General features: G+C 61.1%; 13 protein-coding genes and 1 tRNA gene. 10 read left to right on the top strand and 4 right to left on the bottom strand.

Annotation, left to right across the window (positions count from 1 at the left end; translation table 11 throughout):
- The first annotated feature begins 21 nt into the window (after positions 1 to 21).
- From ACVWVP_RS18040 to ACVWVP_RS18025, 4 genes are all read left to right on the top strand, one after another.
- Positions 22 to 384 carry an MGMT family protein gene (locus ACVWVP_RS18040; RefSeq protein WP_256732863.1) on the top strand — a complete coding sequence of 121 codons (363 nt, stop codon included), beginning with the start codon at positions 22 to 24 and terminating at the stop codon, positions 382 to 384.
- A gap of 43 nt (positions 385 to 427) precedes the next feature.
- A complete protein-coding gene (locus ACVWVP_RS18035; RefSeq protein ID WP_457407489.1) occupies positions 428 to 1,972 on the top strand; it encodes an AmpG family muropeptide MFS transporter in 1,545 nt (514 codons plus the stop codon).
- A 171-nt stretch (positions 1,973 to 2,143) separates the two neighbouring features.
- Positions 2,144 to 3,859 (top strand): proline--tRNA ligase, encoded by a 1,716-nt coding sequence (locus ACVWVP_RS18030; RefSeq protein ID WP_178921697.1) that lies wholly within the window; start codon positions 2,144 to 2,146, stop codon positions 3,857 to 3,859.
- 20 nt (positions 3,860 to 3,879) lie between these two features.
- Complete coding sequence (locus tag ACVWVP_RS18025) at positions 3,880 to 4,833, top strand: hypothetical protein (protein WP_176994374.1); 954 nt, start codon at positions 3,880 to 3,882, stop codon at positions 4,831 to 4,833.
- A gap of 130 nt (positions 4,834 to 4,963) precedes the next feature.
- Here ACVWVP_RS18025 and dinB read toward each other — a convergent pair whose 3' ends face one another.
- Positions 4,964 to 6,022, bottom strand: coding sequence for a DNA polymerase IV (gene dinB / locus ACVWVP_RS18020; protein WP_178921695.1), 1,059 nt, complete (start codon positions 6,020 to 6,022; stop codon positions 4,964 to 4,966).
- A 278-nt stretch (positions 6,023 to 6,300) separates the two neighbouring features.
- On the opposite strand from dinB, the gene ACVWVP_RS18015 reads away from it, so the two are divergent.
- From ACVWVP_RS18015 to ACVWVP_RS18005, 3 genes are all read left to right on the top strand, one after another.
- A tRNA-Met gene (locus ACVWVP_RS18015) sits at positions 6,301 to 6,377 on the top strand.
- Between the two features lie 279 nt (positions 6,378 to 6,656).
- On the top strand, positions 6,657 to 9,299 hold the full coding sequence (gene mprF / locus ACVWVP_RS18010; protein WP_176994376.1) for a bifunctional lysylphosphatidylglycerol flippase/synthetase MprF: 2,643 nt from the start codon (positions 6,657 to 6,659) through the stop codon (positions 9,297 to 9,299).
- Positions 9,299 to 10,585: a virulence factor family protein gene (locus ACVWVP_RS18005; RefSeq protein ID WP_457407487.1), complete on the top strand. Its 1,287-nt coding sequence runs from the start codon at positions 9,299 to 9,301 to the stop codon at positions 10,583 to 10,585. Before mprF ends, ACVWVP_RS18005 begins: the two co-directional genes overlap by 1 nt.
- 76 nt (positions 10,586 to 10,661) lie before the next feature.
- Here ACVWVP_RS18005 and recJ read toward each other — a convergent pair whose 3' ends face one another.
- Positions 10,662 to 12,371, bottom strand: coding sequence for a single-stranded-DNA-specific exonuclease RecJ (gene recJ / locus ACVWVP_RS18000; protein ID WP_259174671.1), 1,710 nt, complete (start codon positions 12,369 to 12,371; stop codon positions 10,662 to 10,664).
- A gap of 175 nt (positions 12,372 to 12,546) precedes the next feature.
- Positions 12,547 to 13,089, bottom strand: a complete 543-nt coding sequence (locus ACVWVP_RS17995; RefSeq protein ID WP_178921689.1) for a YaeQ family protein — start codon at positions 13,087 to 13,089, stop codon at positions 12,547 to 12,549.
- 148 nt (positions 13,090 to 13,237) lie between these two features.
- Here ACVWVP_RS17995 and ACVWVP_RS17990 point away from each other — a divergent pair, with 148 nt between their 5' ends.
- Positions 13,238 to 14,437 carry a CaiB/BaiF CoA transferase family protein gene (locus tag ACVWVP_RS17990; protein WP_259174672.1) on the top strand — a complete coding sequence of 400 codons (1,200 nt, stop codon included), beginning with the start codon at positions 13,238 to 13,240 and terminating at the stop codon, positions 14,435 to 14,437.
- A gap of 44 nt (positions 14,438 to 14,481) precedes the next feature.
- Entirely contained in the window at positions 14,482 to 15,324 is an 843-nt protein-coding gene (locus ACVWVP_RS17985; protein ID WP_457407483.1) for a TIGR02285 family protein, read from the top strand.
- Between the two features lie 170 nt (positions 15,325 to 15,494).
- On the opposite strand, the gene ACVWVP_RS17980 is transcribed toward ACVWVP_RS17985, so the two are convergent.
- Positions 15,495 to 15,794, bottom strand: coding sequence for a DUF3509 domain-containing protein (locus ACVWVP_RS17980; protein WP_457407480.1), 300 nt, complete (start codon positions 15,792 to 15,794; stop codon positions 15,495 to 15,497).
- Positions 15,795 to 16,106: 312 nt separating this feature from the next.
- Between ACVWVP_RS17980 and ACVWVP_RS17975 the strand changes: the two genes are divergently transcribed.
- On the top strand, positions 16,107 to 16,307 hold the full coding sequence (locus ACVWVP_RS17975) for a hypothetical protein (protein ID WP_457407478.1): 201 nt from the start codon (positions 16,107 to 16,109) through the stop codon (positions 16,305 to 16,307).
- Positions 16,308 to 16,334: the final 27 nt, after the last annotated feature.

Genomic DNA, 16,334 nt, shown 5'->3' with positions numbered 1-16,334 from the left:
ATGCCGACGATCTCAACGGATATGCCCACAGTGAATGAACCTGCCGAAACCCCGCAAAGCCCCGCCGAGATGCGCCGCACGGCGCTGTACCTGACCTTGGCGCAGGTCCCGCCAGGCTGCGTGGTGAGCTACGGCGAGTTGGCCCAACTGGCGGGCCTTGGGCGTGCGGCGCGCTGGGTCGGGCGTACCTTGAGCCAGCTTCCGGAAGACACCCGGCTGCCCTGGCACCGGGTGCTGGGTGCCGGCGGTCGGATAAGCCTTCCCGTGGGCAGTGCCTCAGGTGACGAGCAACGCGCGCGATTACGCAGCGAAGGCGTCACGATCCGCAACAATCGCGTGGATATTCAGCGCCATGGCTGGCGCCCGGTAGAGCACAGCGGTTAGAGTGCGCGCTTTGTTTCCGCAAATCTGAGGCAGACTCCAGCCCATGCCCCGTAAAACCTGGCGCGCCGCGCTCGCCGCCTATGCCAGCCCCTCGACGTTAGTGCTGTTGTTGCTCGGTTTCGCCGCCGGCTTGCCTTACATGTTGGTGTTCTCGACGCTTTCCGTGTGGTTGCGCGAGGCCGGTGTGGCCCGCGAGACCATCGGCTATGCGAGCCTGATCGGTCTGGCCTACGCCTTTAAATGGGTCTGGTCACCGCTGCTCGACCAATGGCGCCTGCCGCTGCTGGGTAAACTCGGGCGTCGTCGTTCCTGGCTGGTGCTTGCCCAGTCACTGGTGATCCTCGGATTGATCGGCATGGGCTTCTGCGATCCGCAGAAACATCTGTCCTGGCTGATCGCCATCGCTGTCATCGTCGCCTTCGCGTCGGCCACCCAAGATATTGCGGTGGACGCCTATCGCCTGGAAATCGCCGACGACAGCCGCCAAGCCGCCCTGGCGGCCAGCTACATGTCTGGCTACCGCATTGCCGCCCTACTGGCGACGGCCGGCGCGCTGTTCTTCGCCGAAGGCTTCGGCTCGACCGGCTTCAACTATAAGCACTCGGCCTGGACCGGTACCTACGTGTTGTTCGGCGTGCTGATGATCCCGGCGCTGCTGACCACCCTGTTCATGCGCGAGCCGAACGTACCGCTGCGCACCCAGTTGCAGGCCGGTCGCTACAGCTTCGTGCACCAGTTGGTGTCGGTGTTCGTCCTGATTGTGCTACTGGTCTCGGTGCCGGCGATGTTCACCCAGCTGTACAACACGGATTTCGCCAGCGTGCTGTTCCATGGCGTCAGCCTGTGGGAACTGCTGATGGAAGATCGCGCCTTCCTGCGCGCCATTCTCTACATCACCCTCACCTGCCTGTGCCTTTCGGCGATGGGTCGCCGTGGCCTGGCGCCGGTGCTGACGCCGGTCAACGACTTCATCGTACGCTACCGCTGGCAGGCACTGCTGCTGCTCGGGCTGATTGCGACCTACCGCATGTCCGACACCGTGATGGGCGTGATGGCGAACGTGTTCTACATCGACCAGGGCTTTACCAAGGACCAGATCGCCGGCGTCAGCAAGATCTTCGGCCTGATCATGACCCTGCTCGGCGCGGGCATGGGCGGCCTGTTGATCGTGCGTTTCGGCATCTTGCCGATCCTGTTCATCGGCGGCGTGGCTTCGGCAGCGACCAACCTGCTGTTCGTGATGCTCGCCGACATGGGCCCGGACCTGCAGATGCTGATTTTCACGATTTCCCTGGATAACTTCAGCTCAGGCCTGGCCACCTCGGCCTTCGTGGCCTACCTGTCGAGCCTGACCAACCTCAAGTTCTCCGCGACCCAATATGCGCTGCTGAGCTCGATCATGCTGTTGCTGCCGCGCCTGATCGGCGGCTATTCAGGGGTGATGGTGGAGAAGTTCGGTTATCACAACTTCTTCCTGATCACCTGCCTGCTGGGCGTGCCGACGCTGTTCCTGATTGCCTTGCATTGGTTCCAGGAGAATCGGCGGGCTCGGTTGAATCCGCCAACTGACGAAGTATCCCCCCTGTAGGAGCCGGCTTGCCGGCGATGAGGCCCGCAAGCCTCGCGTCAATCTCAAAGACGCCATCGCCGGCAAGCCGGCTCCTACATACCCCTCTGTATTCTGATGCCTGTACTCCGGCAGTTTGCGCCCGTACAATCCAGAGTCATTTCAAGTCCAAGCAACCGACAACGGCCTACCATGCGTACCAGTCAATATTTGCTCGCCACACAGAAAGAAACGCCTTCCGACGCGGTTGTGATCAGCCATCAGCTGATGCTGCGCGCCGGCATGATCCGCAAACTGGCCTCCGGCCTGTACACCTGGCTGCCCATGGGTTTGAAGGTGATGCGCAAGGTCGAAGCCATCGTTCGTGAAGAAATGAACGCCGCCGGCTCTCTGGAAGTGTTGATGCCGAGCACTCAACCGGCTGAACTGTGGCAGGAATCCGGGCGCTGGGAAGAGTACGGCCCTGAGTTGCTGCGCTTCAAGGACCGTCATGGCCGCGATTTCTGCGCCGGCCCGACCCACGAAGAAGTGATCACCGACCTGATGCGCAACGAGCTGAGCAGCTACAAGCAGCTGCCGCTGAACCTGTATCAGATCCAGACCAAGTTCCGTGACGAAATCCGTCCACGCTTCGGCTTGATGCGCGGCCGCGAATTCATCATGAAGGACGCGTATTCGTTCCACGCCGACCAGGCGTCCCTGCAGGTCACCTACGACCGCATGCACACCGCCTACTGCAACGTGTTCACGCGCCTGGGCCTGAAATTCCGTCCGGTTGAAGCGGACAACGGCTCCATCGGTGGTGCCGGTTCCCACGAATTCCACGTACTGGCCGAGTCCGGCGAAGACGATATCGTGTTCAGCAACGGTTCCGACTACGCGGCGAACATCGAGAAAGCCGAAGCCGTGCCACGGGAAACCTCACGCCCAGCACCGGCTGAAGAGCTGCGCCTGGTGGACACCCCAGAGACCAAGACCATCGCGGCCCTGGTGGAAAAATTCAATCTGCCGATTGAAAAGACCATCAAGACCCTGATCGTGCGCGCTGAAGAAGAAGGCAAGCTGATCGCCCTGGTCATCCGTGGCGACCACGAGCTCAACGAAATCAAGGCGGCCCAGCAACCTGGCGTGGCCAGCCCGCTGGTCATGGCCACCGATGCCGAACTGCGCGACGCCATTGGCGCCGGTGCGGGTTCCCTCGGCCCGCTGAACCTGCCGCTGCCGATCATCATCGACCGCTCGGTCGAGCTGATGAGCGACTTCGGTATCGGCGCGAACATCGACGACAAGCACTACTTCGGCGTGAACTGGGAGCGTGACCTGCCGGTGCCGACCGTGGCCGACCTGCGTAACGTGGTGGCCGGCGACCCAAGCCCGGACGGCAAGGGCACCCTGGAGATCAAGCGCGGCATCGAAGTCGGGCACATCTTCCAGCTGGGCAACAAGTACAGCAAGGCGATGAAGTGCGAAGTGCTGGGCGAGAACGGCAAGCCGATCACCCTGGAAATGGGTTGCTACGGCATTGGCGTGTCCCGCGTGGTAGCGGCTGCCATCGAGCAGAACAACGACGAGAAAGGCATCATCTGGAGCGACGCCCTGGCCCCGTTCCAAATCGCCCTGGTACCGCTGCGCTACGACAACGAGCAAGTACGCGAAGCCACCGACAACCTGTATGCCGAACTGACGGCTGCCGGTTTTGAAGTGTTGCTCGATGACCGGGACAAGAAAACCAGCCCGGGCATCAAGTTCGCCGACATGGAACTGATTGGCATCCCGCACCGTATCGTGGTCAGTGACCGCGGCCTGGCCGATGGCAATCTGGAATACAAGAGCCGGACCGAAGCCGAAGCCCAACCGTTGCCGGTGGCTGACGTGCTGTCTTTCCTTCAGGCGCGTATTCGTCGCTGAAAACCAGATCAAGAGAAGTCATGTTCAAGCGAAACACCAGAGCCTTGGGGGGCGCCGCCTTGTGCGGCGCCCTGCTGGTCAGCGGCTGCGCCAACCAGATGTCGCAACGCAGTGAGCACGAGGAACGGGTCGAGCGTAAGTTGCTCGACCACAGCCTGCAGATCGATGTAGGCGAGCCCAAAGTGCTGGAGCTGCCGCAACGCCGGGTTCGGATTCACGAGCAAAAGACCTTTGAGGTCACCGAGTTCGAAGTCACCCGTCGTTACGATCGCTACACCCCCTACCAACCCTGGCGCAAACTCTACGAGATGCCTCTGGGTGCGGTGGCCCTGGTGGCTGGCGCGGGTGCCAACGTGGCGAACATCTTCGCCCTCGGCAACCTGCCCACCAGCATGACCCGCGACTGGCTGAGCTACGGCGTGGACGGCATCAACCCGTTCATGAACGTGCAATCCCATGGCCGTGCGCAACAGAACCTGGCGGGTATCGACGAAGTCCAGCGCGACAAGCGCGTGGAGTATTCGAGCCTGCCCTGGAGCGAACGCCCGGTGCAAGTCACTGCCGGCAAGCAGACCCATGAGCTGACCACCGACCGCAATGGCGTCCTGCGCCTGAACCTGTTGGACAGCCCATTTGCCGAACAGGATCTGAACCGCGTCAGCACCTTGAAGATCAGCGTGGAAGATGGCCAGGACGATGTGCATTCGGACTCGACCCTGGCGATCAGCAGCACCCTTCGCAGCAAGTTGCTGGAGGCCCACGGCCTGATCTACGACGACCTGGAAGACGACGAGGTCAACCAGTGGGTGCATCGCGTCAAGCGCCTGTCGGAGTTGGGCCTGGAAGAAGAAGCCAGTGAACTGGAACAAAGCCTGATCGAACTGACCCGCAATGATCCGGAGTTGCAGCAGGAATTCCTGCAGGCATTGACCAAGGATGCGGGGCGTTTGGTGGCAGACCCTGGCGCACGCTAATATTTTTTGACCGCTGAAAATCTAAATGTGGGAGCGGGCTTGCTCGCGAAGGCGGAGTGTCGGTCAATGCTGCTGTAACTGATTCACCGCTGTCGCGAGCAAGCCCGCTCCCACATTTGGTTTCCGGTTTCTACCAAGAGAACTCCAGTTGTTCGTTACCACCACTCAAATCCAATAACCGCACGCCAATCCCCAGCAACCGCACCGGCTTGCCACCGCGATTAAACGCCTGCGTCAGCAGCTGTTGATAACTCTCAAGATCCCGCCCTGCCCCCGCCTGCTCCAAGGTGGTCTGGGTAAAGTCATGAAACTTCACTTTCACGAACGGCTTACCCGCGCGGTAACTGCTGTCGATGCGCGCCATGCGCCCGGCCAGTGTTTCCATCAGTTCAGGCAGTTTCGCCAGGCAGCTAGAAAGGTCCGGCAGGTCGACATCGTAGGTGTTTTCCACGCTGATCGATTGGCGGCGGCTGTCGTTCTGCACGGCGCGATCATCAATCCCACGAGCCAGACTCCACAGTCTTTCACCGAAACTGCCGAACTCACGCACCAGCGCCAATTTGTTCCACTCGCGCAATTGCAGGCAGTCTTCGATACCCAGGCGTGCCAGCTTGTCCGCCGTGACCTTGCCCACCCCGTGCAACTTGCTGACGCGCAGCTGGGACACAAAATCCTCGACCTGATCCGGCGTGATCACATACAGCCCGTTGGGTTTCTTCCAGTCGCTGGCGATCTTGGCCAAAAACTTGTTCGGCGCGACCCCGGCAGACACCGTGATATGCAACTGGTTGGAGACCCGACGGCGGATGTCCTGGGCGATACGCGTGGCGCTGCCGCCAAAGTGCGAGCTGTCGGAGACGTCCAGGTAGGCTTCATCCAGGGATAAGGGCTCGATCAAGTCGGTGTAATCGCGAAAGATCGTCTGGATTTCCTTGGACGCTTCTTTATAGGCGTCCATGCGCGGCTTGACGATGGTCAGGTCCGGGCACAGCTTCAGGGCGTGGCGTGAAGACATGGCCGAGCGCACGCCGTAGGCCCGCGCCTCGTAGTTACAGGTGGCGATCACCCCACGCCGGTCCGCCGAGCCGCCCACGGCCAGGGGCTTTTGCGCCAGGCTCGGGTCATCGCGCATCTCGATGGCGGCGTAGAAGCAATCACAGTCGACGTGGATGATTTTGCGCTGCGTCATATAAAGGGGTGTGGTCCAACGGGTGGCCAGTATCGCATTCACCCCTGTATATAGCACCAGTAGTTTGATTCTTCCGCCCGAGCGGTAGGAAATTTCGCCAATGAATTTATTTTCTCAATCGAATTCGACAATCCGATAGAGCTGAAAGCCACGGCCTGACTGGCCCCAAGCCCTTTCGGCAACCCACTACGAAGCGCTAACCGATTGAAGCAGAAGCGCTTTTTCTGGAATCTGCGGTTGACACACCGAAGTTCCTCTGTAGAATGCCGCCACACAGACGCGGGATGGAGCAGTCTGGTAGCTCGTCGGGCTCATAACCCGAAGGTCGTCGGTTCAAATCCGGCTCCCGCAACCAAACATCAAAAAAGGCTACTCGAAAGAGTGGCCTTTTTTGTATCCGGTGAAAAAGCTCTTCTGAAACAATGACATGGCATATTTCATGAAACCCTATACGGTTTGTTGAGTCCATGTCTTTGCAAGCTATGCTCAATGCTCAAGCGCTACCCTCTACGACCAATGGCCGCTGTCGCCGCCCCCGGCGATACGCGTTAATATTTGTAATTATTTTGTCCATAGGGATTGGTAACTTGGCTGGATACCTCCATCCTGTCGCGCACAATCCACGAGGTGATTGATGCGCGCCAACTCGTCTGAACCACAAGACACTGTTACAGCAGAACAACCGATCACTCCCACTCGTTTGCGTTGGCTGGATCTGTTGAGCAAATACCGTCAGCCCATCGGGTTGGCCGTTACCCTGTTGCTGTTCGCAATCGCCCTGATCGCCTGCCGACACCTGCTGCTGGAACTGGATCTCTACGCCCTCCACGATTCGATCCTGGAAGTGCCCAAGCCCGCCCTGCTCGGTGCATTTGCCGCCGCCGTGGCCGGTTTCATCATTTTGTTGGGCTATGAATTTTCCGGTGCGCGTTATGCCGGCGTGAAGTTGCCGGCCAAGACCCTGGCCCTCGGCGGCTTTACCGCCTTCGCCATCGGCAATGCCATTGGCTTGTCGATGCTCTCGGGCGGTTCGGTGCGCTACCGTTTATATGCACGTCATGGCATCGGCGCTTCGGAAGTGGCCCACATGACCGTGTTTGCCAGCCTGGCCCTTGGCACCGCCCTGCCGCCGCTGGCCGCCCTGGCGACCTTGAGCAACCTGCCCGCTGCCGCAACCTACTTGCATCTGCCGCAGATGGTGCTCGGCGGCATTGCCGGCGCGGTGCTGCTGCTGTCGACCGTGCTGTGCATCGGCATTTATCGTCGCCGTCTGCCCGAACAACCCTACCCTGACAACCTGCTGGTCAAGGCTGGCCGTCGTACCCTGCGCCTGCCGGGCCGCCGCCTGACGTTCCTGCAACTGATCATCACCGCACTGGACGTCGCCGCCGCTGCGACCGTCCTTTATATGCTGCTGCCGGAAGCGCCACCGTTCGGCCCGTTCCTGCTGGTGTACCTGCTGGCCCTGGCGGCCGGTGTACTCAGCCACGTACCGGGCGGCGTGGGTGTATTTGAAGCCATCCTGCTGGCCGCCTTTGCCGACAAGCTTGGCGCCGCGCCGCTGGCCGCAGCCCTGTTGCTGTACCGGATGATCTACGTGGTACTGCCGCTGTTGATCGCCTGTGTGTTCCTGCTGGTCAACGAAGCCCAGCGCCTGTTCCAGACCCAGCAGAGCCTGCGGGTCGCTTCTGGGCTGGCGGCGCCGGTACTGGCCGTACTGGTTTTTTTGTCAGGCGTGGTCCTGCTGTTTTCCGGCGCCACGCCGGAAATCGACTCACGCCTGGAAAACATCGGCTTCCTGATTCCCCACCGTCTGATTGACGCCTCCCACTTTGGCGCCAGCCTGATCGGCGTGCTCTGCCTGCTGCTCGCCCAGGGCCTGCGCCGACGCTTGTCGGCAGCCTGGATGCTGACGATGGTGCTGCTGCTGACCGGCGCCCTGCTCTCGCTGCTCAAGGGTTTCGACTGGGAAGAAGCCAGCCTGATGATCATGACCGCGGTGCTGCTGGCGATCTTCCGTCGCTCGTTCTACCGCGCCAGCCGCCTGACTGAATTGCCGTTCTCACCGCTGTACCTGGTGGCCAGTGTCTGCGTGCTGGGCGCCTCGATCTGGCTACTGCTGTTTGCCTATCAGGATGTCCCGTACAGCCATCAACTGTGGTGGCAGTTCACCCTCGACGCCAACGCTCCCCGTGGCTTGCGTTCGCTGCTGGGTGCCGCCGTGCTGCTGGTGATCGTGTCGCTGACCTGGCTGCTGCGCACCGCACGCCCGGTCATCCACCTGCCGACTCCGGATGAGCTGGAGCGCGCCACCAAGATCCTGATGGCCTCGTCCCAGCCTGACGGTGGCCTCGCGCTGACCGGCGACAAGGCGCTGCTGTTCCACCCCAACGACGAAGCCTTCCTGATGTACGCCCGTCGCGGGCGCAGCCTGGTGGCCTTGTATGACCCCATCGGCCCGACCCAACCCAGGGCCGAGATGATCTGGCAGTTCCGTGACCTGTGTGACATCCACCACGCCCGCCCAGTGTTCTATCAGGTGCGCGCCGAGAACCTGCCGTACTACATGGACATCGGCCTCACCGCGATCAAACTGGGTGAAGAAGCCCGCGTCGACCTGAAACGCTTTGACCTGGAAGCCAAGGGCAAAGAGATGAAGGATTTGCGCTACACCTGGAACCGTGGCACCCGGGACGGCCTGTCCCTGGAGATCTTCGATCCGGGCCATGCACCGATGGATGAACTCAAGGTCATCTCCGATGCCTGGCTGACCGGCAAGAACGTGCGGGAAAAGGGCTTTTCCCTGGGACGCTTCAGCGACGACTACCTCAAGCACTTTCGCATCGCGATCATTCGCTTCGAAGGGCGCCCGGTGGCCTTCGCCAACCTGCTCGAGACTTACAACCACGACCTGGCCAGCCTCGACCTGATGCGCGCCCACCCGGACGCGCCCAAGCTGACCATGGAGTTCATGATGGTCGGCCTGATCCAACATTATAAGAACCATGACTACGCCCGCTTCAGCCTCGGCATGGTGCCGTTGTCGGGCCTGCAACCGCGTCGTGGCGCCCCGCTGACCCAACGCCTGGGTTCGATGGTGTTCCGCCGTGGCGAGCAGCTGTATAACTTCCAAGGTTTGCGCCGCTTCAAAGACAAGTTCCAGCCTGACTGGGAACCCCGTTACATGGCCGTGCCCGCAGGACTTGATCCGCTGGTGGCACTGGCCGATACCGCCGCCCTGATCGCGGGCGGCTTGACTGGATTGGTGAAACGCTGATGATTCGACGCTCCTGGCGGTATGTATTGGCCTTTGTAGTGCTGCTCGCCCTGATCCTGGGTGGCGGCTATTGGTACTGGAACCGCCCTGCCCCGCAACCGACCCTGGAGCAACAGCCCCAGGCCGACGGTTCTGTCATGACCCGCGTCACCCCGGCCGGCACGGCCAAAGCCCGCGTCGCCGTGGCGGTGCTGGCCGCTGACACCCTGAGCGACAGCCAGTTGATTGCCCTGAGCCAAGGCGGCAAGGCACAGATTGTCCAAGTGATTCTGCCAAAGGATGACTGCACGCTGCAGGAACAAGCCCTACAAGGCGCCCTGAGCCAACTCAAGGGCCCGGCAACCCTCGTCAGCGGCATCGGCCCTGGCGCAGCGCTGGCATGGCGCTGGCTGGCGGCACAGAATGACGACAAGGCCAACGCCATCTCCGTCGGCTTCGCCATGACACAGGAAGGCTGCAAGGACCCATTGCCAAAAACCTCTGCCCACGGCAGCTGGCTGGTGGCCTGGAACGATAACCCTGACGACGATGCCGCCAGTTTCGTACGCGATACGCCGCGCGCCACCACCAGCATCAGCGACTACGACATTCACTACCCGCAAGTACTGAACAACGAACTGCGCAAGCAGCTGGTGGGCTCGGACAACGGCGGCCTGGCCATTCCCGTGGTGGAAGTGCCCGCCGGCCAAGCCAAGGACACCGTGACCCTCTTCCTCTCCGGTGACGGTGGCTGGCGTGACCTGGACCGCGACGTGGCCGGCGAAATGGCCAAGATCGGCTACCCAGTGGTCGGCATCGACACCCTGCGCTACTACTGGCAGCACAAGACCCCGGAACAAAGCGCCAAGGACCTCACCGAGCTGATGCAGCACTACCGGCAGAAATGGGGCACCAAGCGCTTCGTGCTGACCGGCTATTCGTTCGGCGCCGACGTACTGCCGGCCATCTACAACCGCCTGCCGGAAAACGAGCAACAGCGCGTGGATGCGATCATCCTGCTGGCGTTCGCCCGCACCGGCAGCTTCGAGATTGAAGTGGAAGGCTGGCTGGGCAACGCCGGCAAAGAAGCCGCCACCGGCCCGGAAATGGCCAAGCTGCCAGCGGACAAAGTGGTGTGCATCTACGGTGCCGAAGAAGTCGACGAGAGTGGCTGCACCGACAAGACTGCCGTGGGCGAAGCCGTGAAGCTGCCGGGTGGGCATCACTTCGATGAGAACTACCCGGCGCTGGCACAGCGCTTGGTCGACATCATCGTGAAGCACCAGGCCAAGGACAAAGCCGAGTAAGTCCCGGCTGTACACAAACCAAAATGTGGGAGCTGGCTTGCCTGCTCCCACATTTGTTTTGTGGTGTTGCTGAGATCTAGCGCGGTTCGATGTGGGCAATCATCAACTGCACGGTTTCATTCCCGCGAAACTCGTTCACATCCAGCTTATAGGCCAACTCCACCCACTTCACCGTCGGGTTCGGCCAGACCTCTCGGTCCACCCCAAACGCAATCCCGTCCAGCTTCACCGACCCGCACTCGGTCTTGAGCACCACTTTGAGGTGCCGCTCTCCCACCACACGTTGCTCCACCAACTGGAACACCCCGTGAAACACCGGCTCGGGAAAGTGCTGCCCCCATGGGCCGGCGTGGCGCAGTGCACGGGCCAGTTCCAGGTGAAACTCTTCCACGGCCAGGGTGCCGTCAGACAGCAGGCGCCCAGTCAGGTCTTCTTCACGCAGTTGCCGACGCACTTCCGCATCAAAGGCCTCGGCAAACAGTGGGAAGTTTTCCTCAGCCAGCGTCAGCCCCGCCGCCATGGCGTGGCCGCCGTATTTGGCGATCAGGTTGGGATGCTGGCTCGCCACCACCGCCAGCGCATCACGGATGTGAAAACCCTGCACCGAGCGCCCAGAGCCCTTGAGCAGGCCGTCACCGGCGTCGGCGAAGGCGATGGTCGGGCGGAAGTAACGCTCTTTCATGCGCGACGCCAAAATCCCGATCACGCCCTGGTGCCATTCCGGATCGAACAGGCATAAGCCGTAAGGCATCGACTCCACCGGCAAGTCCTTGAGCTGGGCCAGGGCCTCGCGTTGCATGCCTTGCTCGATGGATTTGCGGTCCTGGTTCATGCCATCCAGTTGCGCGGCCATTTCCCGTGCAGCGGCAAAGTCCGTGGTGAGCAGGCATTCAATGCCCAGGCTCATATCATCCAGGCGCCCCGCTGCGTTCAGGCGCGGCCCGAGGATAAAACCCAGGTCAGTGGAGGTGATGCGCGCCGCATCGCGCTTGGCCACTTCCAGGATCGCCTTGATCCCCGGCCGAGCGCGCCCGGCGCGAATGCGCTCCAGGCCCTGGTGCACGAGGATGCGGTTGTTCGCGTCCAGAGGTACAACGTCGGCCACGCTGCCCAAGGCGACCAGATCGAGCAGTTCGCCAATGTTGGGCTGCGGCTTGTTTTCGTACCAACCGAGGCTGCGCAGGCGCGCACGCAGGGCCATCAGCACGTAGAAAATCACGCCCACGCCGGCCAGGGCCTTGCTGGGGAACTCACAGCCGGGCTGGTTCGGGTTGACGATAGCGTCGGCCAGCGGCAGTTCGTCGCCGGGCAAGTGGTGGTCGGTCACCAGCACACTCAGCCCCGCCGCTTTCGCCGCCGCCACGCCTTCGACACTGGAGATGCCGTTGTCCACGGTGATCAGCAACTGCGGCTTGCGCTGCAGGGCCACGGCGACAATTTCGGGGGTGAGGCCGTAGCCATACTCGAAGCGGTTAGGCACCAGGTAATCGACATGCGCCGCGCCGAGCAGGCGCAAGCCCAGGGTGCCCACGGTGCTGGCCGTTGCGCCGTCGGCATCGAAGTCTCCGACGATCAGGATGCGCTGGCGCTGCTCCAAGGCTGTCACCAGCAGGTCCACGGCGGCATCGATGCCCTTGAGTTGCTGGTAGGGAATCAACCGCGCCAGGCTTTTATCCAGCTCGGCTTCCGACTGCACCCCGCGTGCGGCATAGAGACGGGTCAACAGCGGCGGCAATTCACCGAGAAACGGCAGGACAGCAGGCAACGGGCGGGGATCGATACGCATGGGGTGACAGGTGCTTCTCTTCTAATACAGCGGTTAAACAGCAATTCTGAATACAACACAAATCAACTGTGGGAGCTGGCTTGCCTGCGATAGCGGTGTATCGGCAGCAGATGTGCCAACTGACCCACCGCTATCGCAGGCAAGCCAGCTCCTACACGACCCCGTTTCGGCAGGGTCAGCCGCGTTCGCCGGCCAGCCATTGCAATTGCACTTCATGCTGGCCACGGTCGTCGGTGACGAAGATCGTGCCTTCACTGATCATCACGTCCCACTTGATCACGCGGGGCATGTCCTTGGCCAACGTCTCCAGGACTTCCTGCGGTACCGCGGCGATGTGTACATTTTTCAGGTTGTTCGCCACCGGCACGACCTTGCCTTCCCACACGCGCAGGCTGCCGTAGGCCAGCAGGCTGGTGCGCTCGGTGCGGCGCGAGCACCAGGTCAGGCGGTCGGCGTCGGGCTGGCCGACTTCGATCCAGTGCAGGACCCGGTCATCCAGGCTTTTTTCCCACAGGGCAGGTTCGTCTACATCCGACAGGCCACGCCCGAACGACAGCTGCTCGTTGTACCAGAGGGCGTAGGCCAGCAGGCGCACGGTCATGCGTTCTTCGGTTTCCGAAGGATGGCGGGCGATGGTCTGTTTGACACTCTCGTACACCGAGCGATCGAGGTCGGTGAGGTTGAGTTCGAATTTATAAGTCGTGGACGGCTGGGCCATGAACGGGCTTCTAGAGACAGGGAAAGGCGGCCAGTCTAACCGATGGCGAGGTCATTCAACGAATACTGAGCTGCATCATCCTTATCACTGGGCCCCTCGCCTATGTTAAAAGGCATTCCACCACCGCCCTGCACAGACAAGGATCCTCATGTCGTTTAACGCCAAACCGCTTGCCGGCCTGAAAGTCATCGAACTGGGCACCCTGATTGCCGGCCCGTTCGCCTCGCGTATCTGCGCCGAATTCGGTGCCGAGGTGATCAAGGTCGAATCACCGGATGGCGGCGACCCGCTGCGCAAATGGCGCAAGCTGTATGAAGGCACTTCGCTGTGGTGGTTTGTGCAGGCCCGTAATAAAAAATCGCTGACGCTGAACCTCAAGCACCCGGACGGCCTGGCGATTCTCAAGCAACTGCTGGCAGACGCCGACATCCTGATCGAGAACTTCCGCCCCGGCGTGTTGGAAAAACTCGGCCTGAGCTGGGAAACCCTGCATGCACTGAACCCGAAATTGGTGATGGTGCGCCTGTCGGGCTTTGGCCAGACCGGGCCGATGAAGGACCAGCCTGGTTTCGGTGCCGTGGGCGAGTCCATGGGTGGGCTGCGCTACATCACCGGGTTCGAGGATCGCCCGCCCGTGCGCACCGGCATCTCCATCGGCGACTCGATTGCGGCCTTGTGGGCTGTGATCGGCGCACTGATGGCCTTGCGTCACCGCGAGGTGAACGGCGGGCTCGGCCAGGTGGTGGATGTGGCGCTGTACGAAGCGATTTTCGCCATGATGGAAAGCATGATTCCGGAGTTCGACGTGTTCGGCTTCATTCGCGAGCGCACCGGCAACATCATGCCCGGCATCACGCCCTCCTCGATCCACACCAGTGCCGACGGCAAGCACGTGCAGATCGGCGCCAATGGTGACGCGATCTTCAAGCGCTTCATGAGCGCCATCGGCCGTGACGACCTGGCCAATGACCCGGCGCTGTCCAGCAATGACGGGCGTGACAGCCGCCGTGACGAGCTGTACGGCGTGATCGATCGCTGGGTCAATTCGCTGCCGCTGGCGCAGGTGGTCGACCAACTCAACAAGGCCGAAGTGCCCGCCAGCCGTATCTACAGCGCCGAGGACATGCTGGGTGACCCGCAGTTTCTCGCCCGGGAAATGTTCCTCAAGGCGCAGTTGCCGGGAGGCAAAGACTTCAAGATGCCGGGCATCGTGCCCAAGCTTTCGGACACGCCAGGCAGCTGTGAATGGGTGGGTCCGCAATTGGGTGAACACAACAGCGTGGTGCTCAATGAGCTGGGCTACGACGCCTTGGCCATCACCCGCTTGCGTGAGGCTGGCGCGATCTGATGGCTCGCCGCGCCAGGCGCTTGTCCAGGCAACTCTGTCTCGCCATGATGATCGTCAGCTGTGGCTGGCCACTTTTGGCCAACGCCGAGGACACCTTGATCTGGCTGCTGCGCGACTTGCCGCCACTGACCATTTTCGAAGGACCACAGAAAGGCCAGGGCGCGCTGGACGAGTTGTTGCCGATGCTCAAGGAGCGGCTGCCGGAATATCGGCACCAGATCCTGCACGTCAATCGCGCCCGTGGTACGCAAATGCTGCGCGAGCCCTCGTTCACCTGCGACCCGTCACTGCTGTGGACGCCTGAGCGGGCCAGCTACGTGGTGTTTTCGGCCCAGGCCTTTGTGGTGGTCAGCAACGGGGTGATGATCCGTCGCAGCAAAGAGGCCGCGATGGCGGCCTATATCGTCGACGGCCAGTTCGACTTGCAGGCCTTTCTCGAAGCGCACAATGCACGCCTGGGGGCCATTGCCGAGCGCAGCTATGGCCCGGCCATCGACGAGCGGCTCAAGCACGCCGCGCCTCATCGACTGGCGCTGCATTACGGTAACGACGCCCTCGGTAGCCTGTTGCAGATGCAGCGTCTTGGCCGTCTGGAAGCGGTACTGGGCTATTGGACGGAAATCCGCTATCACGCACAGCAGCAAGGTATCGACCCACAAGACCTGGCGTTCTTCCCCATCAAAGGCTCAGCGCCTTACCAACGCACCTACATCGGTTGCTCAGACACCGCCCAGGGGCGGCAGGCCATCGAACGCATCAACGCGGTACTACGAGACATCCCACAAGGGCAAGTACAGCAGTCCTACGCCTCGTGGCTGGACCCCGTTATGCGCGAGCGCTACCTGTCGGACAACCCGAGTTTTTTCCAGGAAGCCCCTGCGCCCTGACAAATCCCGGGCAAAAAGAAACCCCGAAGAGTGGGGAGACACTTCGGGGTTAAACGTGGCCTACAAAGACCAGTACGACAAGCCACAAACACCGGAGCACAATGCTTGCTCTTGCCGTTATAAAGTCTGACCGGCCATGCTGTAGGAAGTTTCCTCAGATAAACTTTTCTTCATGCCACGGCAGCGTTGCGTGTCTGGGCAGCGTTTCTCAGGGCAGCGTTTCTCAGGGCAGCGATGACGGAAGGTTCCAGGCGACCTTCGGCGATTTTCAGGTCTCGCAACAAACAGTCCACCACATCCACCAGCACACGCTTGTCCATCAATTGCGCTCGGTCGACTTCACGCTCGACGACAATAGCGCCAGCAGGGTTCTTCACGGTCACCAGGCACTCGGCCTGCACACCAGAGGTGGTCAGCGTAACCTGATAAGGGCTCAGTGCTTCTTCGAGCAATAGGCTGATACTTTCCATCTCGATCACCACTCAATAGTTCGGGAACAATCGGTTCAACGGGAGCTGCATCTATCCTAAGTGACTGTTTGTGACGTAGGAAAGTTCGCTTTATCGTCTTTATGGGGTCGTCAGGGGTGACGGATTCCAGCATGCGCTTGCAACATGACAACGAAAAAACGGCGCACATACCTGCTTACGCAATAGGCAGCTGTTTTAGGGTTTGCGGAGGGCTGCTGTCCGAGGTGAATCCTAAACTCGGTGAGCGCTGAACAGGCTGTTATGCCGTTAAAAGCGCATGTCAAAAGGCCCTTATTGCGAAGGATGAAGACAATGCTGGAACACGACAAAGAGCAAGCGGCGTTAGAGAAGATTCACGCCGACATATCACGCATCTATGCGGAGCAACGCAAAATCACGGCTGAAACACACAAGATAACCCGTGAAAATTTCTGGTACCCCCTGGGGGTTGTAATGGCCATGTTTACGGCGTTCAGCACCGTATCGGCCATCGCGCAGAAACTTCTAACGTAATCGCTCACGCCAAGCCGGGCCTGCCAG

This window comes from Pseudomonas sp. TE24901 (genome assembly GCF_054058375.1).
Note: the sequence above shows the minus strand (reverse complement) of the source record. Positions and strands in the feature narration are given on the sequence as shown.

Bases quoted from the DNA above. Each gene is read 5' to 3' on its own strand.
- ACVWVP_RS18040 (WP_256732863.1), top strand. From the start codon at position 22: ATGCCCACAGTGAATGAACCTGCCGAAACCCCGCAAAGCCCCGCCGAG.
- ACVWVP_RS18035 (WP_457407489.1), top strand. From the start codon at position 428: ATGCCCCGTAAAACCTGGCGCGCCGCGCTCGCCGCCTATGCCAGCCCC.
- ACVWVP_RS18030 (WP_178921697.1), top strand. From the start codon at position 2,144: ATGCGTACCAGTCAATATTTGCTCGCCACACAGAAAGAAACGCCTTCC.
- ACVWVP_RS18025 (WP_176994374.1), top strand. From the start codon at position 3,880: ATGTTCAAGCGAAACACCAGAGCCTTGGGGGGCGCCGCCTTGTGCGGC.
- dinB (WP_178921695.1), bottom strand. From the start codon at position 6,022: ATGACGCAGCGCAAAATCATCCACGTCGACTGTGATTGCTTCTACGCC.
- mprF (WP_176994376.1), top strand. From the start codon at position 6,657: ATGCGCGCCAACTCGTCTGAACCACAAGACACTGTTACAGCAGAACAA.
- ACVWVP_RS18005 (WP_457407487.1), top strand. From the start codon at position 9,299: ATGATTCGACGCTCCTGGCGGTATGTATTGGCCTTTGTAGTGCTGCTC.
- recJ (WP_259174671.1), bottom strand. From the start codon at position 12,371: ATGCGTATCGATCCCCGCCCGTTGCCTGCTGTCCTGCCGTTTCTCGGT.
- ACVWVP_RS17995 (WP_178921689.1), bottom strand. From the start codon at position 13,089: ATGGCCCAGCCGTCCACGACTTATAAATTCGAACTCAACCTCACCGAC.
- ACVWVP_RS17990 (WP_259174672.1), top strand. From the start codon at position 13,238: ATGTCGTTTAACGCCAAACCGCTTGCCGGCCTGAAAGTCATCGAACTG.
- ACVWVP_RS17985 (WP_457407483.1), top strand. From the start codon at position 14,482: ATGATGATCGTCAGCTGTGGCTGGCCACTTTTGGCCAACGCCGAGGAC.
- ACVWVP_RS17980 (WP_457407480.1), bottom strand. From the start codon at position 15,794: ATGGAAAGTATCAGCCTATTGCTCGAAGAAGCACTGAGCCCTTATCAG.
- ACVWVP_RS17975 (WP_457407478.1), top strand. From the start codon at position 16,107: ATGCTGGAACACGACAAAGAGCAAGCGGCGTTAGAGAAGATTCACGCC.